This window comes from Haloterrigena gelatinilytica (genome assembly GCF_013342145.1).
Lineage (GTDB): Archaea > Halobacteriota > Halobacteria > Halobacteriales > Natrialbaceae > Haloterrigena > Haloterrigena gelatinilytica.
The window spans coordinates 2,372,408-2,384,168 of sequence record NZ_JABUQZ010000001.1; the positions used below are offsets into that span (position 1 = coordinate 2,372,408).

Genomic DNA, 11,761 nt, shown 5'->3' on the forward strand with positions numbered 1-11,761 from the left:
TCGTCGAATCTCGATGCGTCACCGCGATTCTACCTGGGATATCGCTTCAATCTGCAAGCACGGACCGTCCTGACTCCGCGTGACTCGTACACTCGAATACCGTCAGCCCTCCGTCGTCGGCGTCAGCGACTTCACGTTGAAATCGGACTTACTGCAGTACCGTTCCGCAAGCCGGCCGAGCGATCGCGTCCGCAACATGTCCGCGACGTTATGCACCACGAGTTCCGCGAACCGTTCATTCTCGTACGCTGTCACCGCCTCACTACTCTCCGCGAACGGATCCATATCACCGTACCTCCCGTCGCACAACGCTTCGTACACGCCCGCCAGGTCGCCTCGCGGCTCATCCTCGTCACTGACGGTCGTATTGAACCGGTTCGTGACGAGCGGCATCACGTCGGCGTACGGCACGTCCGTGAACGGCCAGTCGATATCGTGGTGTGCGTACTGCGTCCGGAGAAACGGGACGTCGAACCCGCCTTTCCACCGCTCCCCGTTATACGCGACCAGCAACACGTCCTCATCACGGAACCGCACCTCGACAAACCCGCTCACCGCTTCGAACAACTCTCGTTCCGACTCGTGCCTAGTCACCTTCACGTGCGACTCGACACGATCCCCCACCGCAGCCTCCACGCCCGGTGCTTCCTGCCCGTTCGTCTGGACGAACACACGCACCCCGAGCGGCACCGCGAACCCGACCGTCGTCACCACATCATCTACGCTGAACCCCGACGTCTCAATGTCGACCACTACCTGCTCCAACGTCACGCCGCATCACCTTCCCTGTCCACAACGCGTTCCGGAACGCGATCAGCTCCCGGCGGCCACACGCGAAGCTCACCGAACCCGAACCGCGAGTGCGTCCCGACACGGTATACGCCGTTCACCGCTGTTCGAACCGGGTTCGGCCCCGTATACGGAACGAGTTGCCCGTGATCAACCGTCGTCACAGCGTACGTCTCGTCCCCGTCAACAAACCGTGTCTCCCGGCACCGCAACTCAGACTTATCGACACCCCACCACCACGGAATCGACTGGGCATCCCCACACGGATGCTCCGTCTCCAGCACGAACGGTGTCACCAACTCAATCCAGCACGACTCGTCACTGCGTTGAGCCGCTTCCAACCGCGAGAAATCCAGTGCCTCCACGTCCACGACCTGCGTCTCCGCAACCGACAACTTCCCAAATTCGTAGTTCCTCGCTCCCCCAACCTGCACGCCGTTGAGGACGTCCGTAGACACTGGGAGCACGTCATCGTCGCCAGGCTGGGCGTGCACGTAGCAATGCAGGTACCACGACACAGACCGTCGGTGATCCCGCATCTTCTTCGGGCGACCGAACCAGCACGTCGAATCAAACGCCACGCGATCCCCGTGTACCTGCAACGGATGCGTGTTATGCGCATCTCGCGGACGTGAGTCAAGCAACCAGCGGTGCGCCGGGTCACGAAACACGAACAAATCCTCGTACGCCTCCACCTCAGGAAGCGACTGCCCGAGTTTCCCCGCGTACCCATCCTGCGACGCCGCCAGCGGGTACTCACCGTACTCGCCCGGCAGGAAAACGCCGTGACTCACGTTCAACGCGCGAGCGACCTGCTCATCCACACGGCGTGCGATCGCATTGAACAACGCATTCCCAGTCACGAAATACGGGTGTCCCAAGTACTGCCCGTCCAACTTGAACAGCACCTGCTGCAATCGCGTCACGCACACCACCACCATGATCGGGACCTCGCCCGCAGCCAAGGCGACCCCCACACCCCGTTTCCAGTGCCATCGCCGCGACACAGGTTCTTGAACCAGAACCCAGGCAATTGGCAGTCAGGGTCGGGCCGCTCATACCGTGAGACTAACCACACCCCGTTTCCAGTGCCACGACCAGCACACCAACTCTCCCGGCGTTCTTCAAGCAGCTCAGTCGTACCGGCGTAGCTCGGCACGTCGACGAGACACTTACTCACGACGACCACCTCTCGACTCAGCAGCGCCACGCCTACGCTGTGAGTTCGACTCGGGCTCAAACGCTGCGACGAACTCCTCTACGTACTGCAGCGCCACCGACCACGACCGCACTCGACGAAGCTGCGCATCCAACACGCGCCACAGACGCGACGCATCTACATCGAACGGTAATTCCGGAAGCCGAGCCCACGTATCAGCAAACGACCGCGCCGGCACGTCACCAAGCTGCGCCGCCGGTCGCCCGTCCGGCTCCCCAGTCACATGAAGCGCGAACCCAGGCGTCGCTAACACCGTCTGGTGCGGCACGATCTCCCGCGCAGCGTCACGCGGCGTCACCGCGAGGAACAACTCATCGAACTCAAACCCTGACCGGTAATTATCGAGCAACGCCGCCGCAAGCAACGTATGGAACTTCAACGACGTGTACGGGTAGTATGGCGACTCACTGAACAACGCCGGCACCGACGACTCCACCCACGCCGCATGCAACGTCTCTGCGTCCTCACACTCGACCAGTTCACGCAACGCAGCATTGACATCATCCACTGCCTCGGTCGTCGACACTACCTGTCCAGTCAGCAGCGACAAGCGATACCAGGACTCGTGTGCGTCCACCGTTTGCTCAGGCTCACCGCGCGGCCGGCTTAGCAACGCTGCGTCCGCGTCCGCACCATGTGGCACCGGTTCGTTCACCCGCACGCCATGAAGCTCGTGCTCCGCATGCTCGTGCGACCGCGATCGCGCCTTATGCACATCATGCCGGTACACCGCCACCATCGGCTCCACATCCGACTTCACGGAATCACTCGACACAGACACGTCACTCATCCCGATCACCCTCATCGTCATCGGCAGTCGCATCCTGTTCCACTGCCGACCGCAACTCCGACGCCGGCGGTTGCAACTCGTCTAACCCAGTCGAATCAGATTCTATTTCACCAGCCACCGCGTCCTCATCTTCAGCATCTTGCGCCTCCGATTCAGTAGCCGCCCGCAACTCCGTCGCCGGCGGCTGCAACTCGTCGAGCCCGTCACGCGTGTCCTCGGGCTCGTCATCACCGCGATCCGTCACGCCGACTCACCTCCCACTATCGACTCCGACTCATCCGGTATCGACACGTCTTCATCACGCGCCGCCACACGCGCCTGCAACGCCCGCACAAACGCCGGTCGGCACTCCGACGCCCACACCTCATCCTTCTCCTCCATCGCCGACGTCGTCGCCTGCGCCCTGTTAAACACGCGACGCACCTCCCGCTCGGTGTACAACGGGTTGATCAGCCAGGCATCTGCGATCCCAGCGCCAAAGTTTCTAGCACCCCCGATCTGGAACGCGAACTCGTCACTGTGTGCGTCAAGGAACGACACTGCTTCAAGCAGCAGCCCGACGAACTCCGGCTTCACCTCACGGAGCGTCAGCTTCCACGTCCCCTCAACATTCCCCAGCACATCACGATCCGCCTGCCGAAGCGGCTTCCCACCATCCTCATCATTCCGCGACCGGACTTGATTCGACACTTGTCGGTAATGCGCCTCCGCCTCACCGTCAAGGACATCCACGTTCCGCCGAATCGGCGAAAACGACATCGGGCGGCGAAGCAGTTTGCCCGGCTGGTCACCGAACCCGCCGAACACGTTGTACACCACGCACCCGTCATCGTGATCGTCAAGACAGGTACCTTTCTCATGGTATCCCGAGTCGAGATCGCGCTCGTACACGTTCGCACGCATGTAATCCGCGTTCGCCTCCCCCGGATGGCACGCCGTCGCACCAGCAGCTTGGAGTACCTGTTCGCACCCGTGACGTAGCCAACCGCTCAACGTGAACGGCGAAATCTGGCCCTCAATCTGATTCATCGGATCATCCGCCTCATACCGATCCGACGACGCATGATGTCTATCCGTCACGATGCCATCCCCAGGGGACAACAGATTGATTTCGAGACCAACGTATAGATCCGGAAATAGCATCTCCTCAACCGATCGCGGGAGATCCAGGTCAACATCCAAGTGCGACACATCTAGCGTAGGCTCGTCACTCGACGTCATTGACCCACCTCGCTCTCCGCACTCATCAAGTCTGATTCTCCTTGATCGTCTGCAGACGGGCACTTCCGAAGCGACTTCGTCGCCGCCTCGCTCACCCCCAGTACCTCTGGAGCAAGCAAAACTGGCCACGACGATTGCGTCGCCCCATCAGAACACCACCCGACACGGCCCTTGACAAGCAATTCGCGCACGCCTAAGGTATACTCTGACGGATACTCATCTCGATTACCATCCCATAGGATGTATCCGACCTGGAACATAATATCGTCAGAAGGCCGAAACACGTACACAACAACCGCATCTCCTTCAGGAAGAGAAGAGCCGCACACCAAACATGTCGCGGCCCCTTCCCCGAGAGAAATATGTTCTATTTGTGGTATATATTCAGTTAGCCTATCAGCAACTTCTTCATCCTCTGCAGTTAATTCTTTCATGGGTTCTTTGGTGCTATTGCTGAGAACCCGCCTCGGCGGCCCTACCCGCCGGGATTTCTTCGAGAGACGGGTTCTCACTCAGTTCTTGAACCCTCACCGACTTATTGGTTTGCATATTCGCATATGTTTGCCTATTCGCAAAGTTTGTACATTTGCAAATGGTGGGTATATTTGCAATGGGCGACGGAAGCAAGGACAAGATGGCGCGGACCCGAGCATTACTGACAAAGACTGATAGAAAGCAGATCTCGAATACAGAGGAGGCCGATGAAAACAAGCGGTATCAAGCGATTTCACGTGTCAGAAGCCGTATCCAAGATGAACTTTCTAAAGACGTAGAAGTACTACGAGAACACCATCCAGAACTCTATGAAGAACTACAGGATGTAGTCTGCCAGGGAGACTCTAAATAACGATGTGAGGAAATACTTCAGCCGTGCGACCCAACTACTTCCATGCCCGTGCTGGTAAATAAATATTCAAAGGAACCAGAAATATAGACCGCAATTCATGTCCGGCTCTGGCTCGGGTATCGGACTCTTCTGGTCCGGCCGTATACCGCCGACAATCTGACGGCCAGCCTCTATGATCGCATTAAAGATGCGTTCAATCATGATTTCGTCTCTTCGGAAGTGATAGATCGGATTGTGGCTACCGTGGCTGATAACCGGTATGACTGCCCACATACGTTCACCAGTTGTCCATTGGTTAAGTCCACTGACACCCGTCCGTGCCGAATTTGTCTTACCCATAGTTCCTGTCGATATAGTAATGTGTTAAGGGAGATTCAGGCTCCTCGTAGACATACTTTACCAACAGATACTTGATATGATCTTGTATTTTGAGAATTCTCAATAGCTTCATCCAATGGGTGCGGTTGAATCGTGTAACATTTAGTAAATTATTTCCAGCCCTACTCGTTTTGTCAGAGTTATGCCGCTCAGCGAACTCTTCGACACACCAGCGGTTAAGTCGCCGTTCATCTTGTCCGGCAATCTCGCTGATGAAGAGCGACTAGCCCACTTCCCCGCCACGACGAGAGTACACGCAGGCCTCCTCAACGCAATGGTAGAGCGTGGCCAGGACCTCGTCATTGTGACGCCGTCCGACAGAGCCGAATTTCTGCACCTCCACGCCCTTGAAGCACTCTTCGGACCCAAGGTAGATGGCCGCAACGCGGTCTTCCTGCTCAGCTCTAACACGGAATTCCGCGAACGGTTCCGGCAGCTTGCTCCGATGTCGATGCGGCCGCCACACGACAAGTCTCGCTACGCACGTGAGGAGACCCCGATAGCTAACGTGACGAAAGACGGATCCCTAGCGACAGTAACGAAGAACCTGAACCACCCCGACAAGCCTGCGCGGTTTCTCTTCTCGTACACGAGCACGCGTATTCCTTCAGACGATGTCGGAGACCGGGTTCGATGTGTGATCTACGACGACTCTGTGAAGTACGACGAAGAACGCCTCCTCCGGTTATGGAAATGGAAACAGCGAAACGACGTGCCCGCGATAGTCTACTTCACGAGCAATCCGACGTCAGACCTTGTGGAGAAACTACATGGACGAGCGTTCCTCTGGACGTGGCCACCTCGGTTGTTGTCTGCCGTAGTCGAGAGTGATCGGGATAGTGGGCATGAATGGATAGGTGCCGACGAGGAAGTGAGTCCGACAACCCACTGTGCGCAGGTCGTCGCTAGGCGGGAGCAGAACCGCGTTTCGGGGCTCTCTATCGACGTCCATACGTGCGGTGACGGGGAACTCCTCACAGCCCTAAAACGGGCAAACGACCGTCGAGCGAGGTTCGAGTATTTAGCACGAGAGCTGGACGCCAACATCCTTAAGCGAGGCCAGCAGCTCGTGCGGTACACTCTGGGGAGTTTCCGCGAACTCTTGACCCCCCTTGACGTGGCGGACTTTCATGCCCGGCGGACGACGATATCAAGCCGGCTTGCGCAACTTGATCGATTCGCGGACCGCATCGCATCCGATCCCGAGGCTAATCCCGCAACCGGCACATTCCGGGATGTAGTCTCGGCTCTCGAAGAGTTGGAGGAACTTTGGGACGATGTGCCTGCGAGCGACAAGAAACAGGGCGTGCTAGTTGACAACCTGCTCTACGGTGCACTTGACAGAGGGGACTCGATTTCCGTCGTCACGGCAACAGAGAGTCAACAGCAGGCACTCAAGACGTTCCTCCAGTCTGAGCACGCTGCTCTCTACCGTGACCTGGGTGACGACCTCTCGATACACGATACTCACAGTATTCGCTCGGCAGACCCGACGGACCACATCGTCCTATACGGCGCACTCAGGTGGGGCGACCGTGATCTCCTCCGCACCGACGTCGCAACAGACGTTATCGTCATGGCGTATCCCATCGAAATGGGTCTCCTCCACTCACAGGTGGACGCCTTGGAGGATTCCTTTGAGTCGATTGCGGACACGACGTTCTGGAACGTGATCGACAACCTGACCCGTATCGCTACGGACGAACCTGCGGACGTCGAACGTGTGAACATTGACCTCCCCGAGTATGAGGAGCCCAGTACGAGCGATCTCGGTGAGGACATCTCCGTAGATGAGGCCGAAGGAGAAGACCTGGGTGAAATCGTGCGAGGGTACGAGACAGATTACGAGGACAGCGAAGACTTCGGCCCTACCGAGTATGAGACGTCCACCACACAACAGACGACCACCTCTGGTGGACGAACCGAGACCGACTGTCTCGACATCCACTTTGACGACGGCCTGTCCATGTATCTTCGCAAGGACACTGAAGTGTGCACCGTGCGCGAAGGCCACGACAAACTGTTCCAGAAGAACGCCTCACGCCTCAAGGAACACGATGTCGTCGTCCACCTGGAAGACACCAACGAGATGCGTGACCAATTATACGCGTTGATTCGTGAACGCGGAGATGTCGGACTGTACTACTACGCGAACCTGTGGAAAGTCAATCTTGAAGCCGCCTTGGAGAAGACCGGCGACGACCTTGACGACTTCGTTAAGAAGATGGAGCAACAGGGTCTCAACAAGAACCGCGGCACCTACGAGCGGTGGTACGAGATGGAAGTCCACCGAACACGGTCAAAGAAGAGCTTCTGGGCTATCGCCGATGCGTACGATCTCGACAGTGTCAAAGAGAACTTCAGCCAGGTGTGGAACGCCGTACAGGAGATGGAGACGATATACAGTCGTCTGAAGAAAGCACTCAGACAGACAGCACTTCGATCTGCCGCCGACGGAACACTAGACGACGTAATGCTGTCGGAGAGTCCGGACATCCGACTCAGCGACTTCGAGATCGGGAAGTACCTCTTCCGACTCAACGTCCAATCGATAGAGGAGGGTGTTGAGGCCAAGAGTTCACAGATAGGACGATTACGTGGGCTCTGACCACTTCGTATAGTCTCTGGTTAGTTAAGACCTTGTCTGAGTGAACTGTACCATCTGGTTTCTGCTGCTGCGCTCCTCTAGTCCCAGGCTGTTATACGGCGACTGGAACGAGTGGACTGAGTAACCTACTCCCCAGATAGATTAGTCATCCCGGACCGGACTCCTTCCCTAAACTTATGATACTTTGCTATGACGAGAGCATATGGGCCTTGGGCCGCGTGAAATTCCACCACAATCCGACTCCCGTGGTTACGTTCGACCACCGGACGACGCGTACGAGATAGACGAAGACGACAAGGAGTATCAGCAGCACCAAGCTGTCAACAACGTTCTACTGGAACGACTCGTCGAACGTATCACGGGACGAGGCGACTACGGTCAGACCGTCTACGACGTTAATCCGAAGGACCAGTTCTTCGCGGGCGCACTAGCGAGCCAGTACCAGTACCGCGAAGCCCAAGAGTCCGACGACGCGTTCGGGAACATCGCTACACGAGTCGCGCCCTTCACTATGGGGCTCCAGTTCAAGCTCCCAGCGTCAGTTCCGGACGACGAGACGGTGACGATCAATCCTACTGCGAAGGTCTACTATCGCCGTCTACCGACCTACGAGGAGCAACAGGAGTTCGGTGGGCCCGTCGGATTCGATCCGGAGATTGCTGAAGATGATGCGCTCACACCGCCTGAGGAGGACGAAGAGTCCGAGGCAGGAGATTCCGAGGACGAAGAATCCGGGGAGTATGCAGGAGACGACGCGTCACTAGAGGAACTCAGACCAGTGTACGAACGAGTTCAGATTGAAGCTGGCCCTCTCACAGTTACTGCAGGCGACCTAAAGCGAGCCGCAAAGTCCGACGGCGAGCTACCCCCACTCACGGCCGACGATGCGCTGACGGATGCGATGGAGACCTACCGGCAAGATGAGCGCCGGTACCGGGAGCCGGACCCGCCAGAAGAGGTAGACAGTCGTAACGAGGACAAGATTCCGGAAGCTGCTCTAGAAGACGAGGAAACCTTCGAGACGTTCTTAGAACAACGATTCAGTGGAGACACGCCGACGCCAGTGTGGGATTTCGAGATATCACTTACAGCTCAATACGACGAGGACGACATCATCGTCTCCGTCTCCTTCGTGAACAAACACGGTGTTGAGTACCCCGATGCGCTTAACCCTAAAGGCGAGGAATGGCGGGCTTTCTTCTTCGACGTCAACTCCGAAGTTTCTGTCGAGGAGACTCCGATTGAGCCGTTCGTCTCCGACGAGATCAAGAACGAGTACCACTACGACCCCGAGATGGATGGTCTCGGACGCAACTGTAGCGTCGAACGAACCGATCCCACCACGATAGAGACGGTGACCGTTCCGATTCACGAGCAGCGGAAGTACCGTAGCCGAGAGACACTCTCAGCCCCGTTCAGCGACTTCGCGTGGGGGACTATCGAGACGCACTTGGACCGCATCTCTCGAGAGATGGAAGAAGCCCGGGAACAATACGTGTCAATGCGCTCCGAAGTCCTGACCGACCGGAGCGACGAAGCACGCGAGAAGTTCGACGAAAACCTGGCGGCGTTCGAGAAGGAACGACGGCGCTTCGACCAAGGCCGGAAGCTCATCCGGGATGACGTGGGCCACAGTCGAGCGGCATTCAAGTTCATGAACCAGACGTTCGATCAGATGGGGGAGAAGTACGAGGAGTGGTACCTCTTCCAGATCATCTACATCGTTATGGCCATCCCGGACGTCGTGGCCCAAACCGAAGATATCGACGCTGAAGACCACTGTTTGGACGAGGTTGACGTAATCTATTTCCCAACCGGTGGTGGGAAGACCGAGGCATACCTCGGCCTCGTCGTCTTCACCGCGTTCCGAGATCGACTCAGGGGAAAGGCTCACGGGACGACGGCGCTCACGAAGTTTCCCCTCCGGTTGCTCTCTCTCCAACAACTCCAGCGCATCGCAGACGTCTTCGCGCAAGCGGAACTGATTCGCCGTCGTGAGTGCCCAGACACCGACGAGTTCAGCCTCGGGTACTTCGTCGGGAGCGGGAACACTCCGAACCAACTGATGGAAACGGACGAGGACGGAAATCTCACTGACAACATCAGTCTGGTGAAAGAGGAAAACAGTCGATACGCCGAGAAGTGGAAGATCGTGACGACGTGTCCGTTCTGTGGTGAGGATGCCGTCAAACTGGATGGCGACTACGACCGGATGCGCCTCCTCCACATCTGCACGAACGACGACTGCGACGAAGAGGAGCTCCCAATCTACGTGACAGACCGAGAGGTCTATCGGTACGCTCCGACCTTCGTGGTGAGCACGATTGACAAGATCGCGGTAGTCGGGATGCAACGCCGTTTCCGCACCCTCTTCGGGCGGTTGAAGAAACGCTGTCCGAAGCACGGGTTCTCGGGAGAGAACCGATGCTTGGTGGCGAACCGAGGGTACTCACGGTACAGCTGCGACGAAGACGTTGAGGACGTTGACCCAGTGGACCCGCCGTCTATCCTGATTCAGGACGAACTCCACCTCCTCCGTGAGGAGTTCGGCGCGTTCGACTCCCACTACGAGACGTTCCTCCAGGAGTGGGCCAACCGGGTCGGTGACGGCTGGGACATCAAGAACGTCACCGCGACGGCGACGATCAAGGGTGCCGAGAACCAGGTTCACGCCCTCTACTGGAGGGACGTGAACACCTATCCCTCTCCAGGTCCGCTCCTCAAACAGTCGTTCTACGCGTACGAGGATCCCCACCGACTCGGTCGTCGCATCGTCGGTTCGGTCCCGCACAACGTATCGCGGACGTACGCGTTGGTCGAGGTTCTCCGCGAGTACGCTGACGTTATCCAGCACTACCAGCGGAACCCAGACGAACTCTCGGCGGCATTAGAACGGGAACACCACCGCACGACACCGTACGGGGAGGTCGTTGGCCTCGGTCTTCCCGACGACGATTTAGAGAGACGGAACGCTATCTTGGACATCTTGGAGTACTACGATACGCAGATCGCGTACAACATCCAGAAGGTGGACAGCGACCGTCTACAGCGTGCCGTCCCCTCCATGATCAACCCGTGGCTGGAGACGCGGGACGAAGAGCGCGACGCGCTGAACTCCGTAGTGATGAGCGGTGAGACCGGTTTCGATGTCGTTCGTGACGTGTTGGACCGTCTCGAATCGGACGACCCCGAGGATCCAGTGGATATAGTGAACGCGACGAGCATGATATCCCACGGCGTTGACGTGGACACGCTGAACTTCATCTCATTCTTCGGGATGCCACGACAGACGGCGGAGTACATCCAGGCGTACTCCCGTGTTGGTCGCCAGGTCACCGGTACCGTCTTCAATCTGTTCAACCCGGTCCACGTCCGCGACCGCTCCCACTACACGCGGTTCGACCGGTACCACGACTTCCAGGACCTCCTCGTCGAAGCAACCCCGCTGGAACGCTGGGCCGAGTTCGCGGTGAACTGTACGATGCCGGGTATCTTCGCTGCGACGCTCCTCCAGTACTACGACGAGCAACTCGAATCCTCCGCTGGGCGCGTATACCTCTACGATTCGTTCCGAGAGGCGCAGCGTGCGGGCGATCTCGACAAGGACGAGCTCCTCGAATTCGTGAAACGGTCCTACTGTGTCACGTCCGACCAGCGCCCCGAGTGGGCGGAGGATCGGACGGTTGATCTCTACGAGCAGAAAGTTGAGCGGGAGTTCGAAGATATCTGGGAACGGTGCATGTCCGGCCACCCGAAGGACGGCTACCAAGGATGGATCGGGAACATGATCAAGCGTAGTGAGGACGACCGAGGACCGATGCGGAGTCTACGGGACATTGACGAGCAGCTCCCGATTGACGTCGATACGGGTACCGCACAGGTGCTGAATATGTTCGACAGGAGGTAGTA

Annotated in this window: 7 protein-coding genes; 2 read left to right on the forward strand and 5 right to left on the reverse strand. The window is 57.8% G+C overall.

Translation table 11 applies throughout. The annotated features are described in order from the left end of the window. Nucleotides 1-102: 102 nt before the first annotated feature. The 5 genes from HTZ84_RS11885 to HTZ84_RS11905 all read right to left on the reverse strand — a co-directional run bounded on the left by HTZ84_RS11885 (nt 103) and on the right by HTZ84_RS11905 (nt 4,019). Nucleotides 103-771 carry a 3'-5' exonuclease family protein gene (locus tag HTZ84_RS11885; RefSeq protein WP_174680874.1) on the reverse strand — a complete coding sequence of 223 codons (669 nt, stop codon included), beginning with the start codon at nt 769-771 and terminating at the stop codon, nt 103-105. Next, nucleotides 768-1,715 (reverse strand): hypothetical protein, encoded by a 948-nt coding sequence (locus tag HTZ84_RS11890; RefSeq protein WP_174682577.1) that lies wholly within the window; start codon nt 1,713-1,715, stop codon nt 768-770. The genes HTZ84_RS11885 and HTZ84_RS11890 overlap by 4 nt, the downstream gene beginning before the upstream one ends. Nucleotides 1,716-1,961: 246 nt before the next feature. Then, the gene (locus HTZ84_RS11895; protein ID WP_174680875.1) at nt 1,962-2,798 is read right to left on the reverse strand and encodes a hypothetical protein; all 837 of its coding nucleotides are present in this window, start codon (nt 2,796-2,798) and stop codon (nt 1,962-1,964) included. Further along, entirely contained in the window at nt 2,791-3,042 is a 252-nt protein-coding gene (locus tag HTZ84_RS11900; protein WP_174680876.1) for a hypothetical protein, read from the reverse strand. Before HTZ84_RS11900 ends, HTZ84_RS11895 begins: the two co-directional genes overlap by 8 nt. After that, complete coding sequence (locus HTZ84_RS11905) at nt 3,039-4,019, reverse strand: hypothetical protein (protein WP_174680877.1); 981 nt, start codon at nt 4,017-4,019, stop codon at nt 3,039-3,041. The genes HTZ84_RS11900 and HTZ84_RS11905 overlap by 4 nt, the downstream gene beginning before the upstream one ends. Nucleotides 4,020-5,386: 1,367 nt before the next feature. Between HTZ84_RS11905 and HTZ84_RS11910 the strand changes: the two genes are divergently transcribed. Both HTZ84_RS11910 and HTZ84_RS11915 read left to right on the forward strand, forming a co-directional pair. Next, on the forward strand, nt 5,387-7,852 hold the full coding sequence (locus HTZ84_RS11910) for a DrmE family protein (RefSeq protein ID WP_174680878.1): 2,466 nt from the start codon (nt 5,387-5,389) through the stop codon (nt 7,850-7,852). A gap of 202 nt (nt 7,853-8,054) precedes the next feature. Next, nucleotides 8,055-11,759 (forward strand): helicase-related protein, encoded by a 3,705-nt coding sequence (locus tag HTZ84_RS11915; RefSeq protein ID WP_174680879.1) that lies wholly within the window; start codon nt 8,055-8,057, stop codon nt 11,757-11,759. Nucleotides 11,760-11,761: the final 2 nt, after the last annotated feature.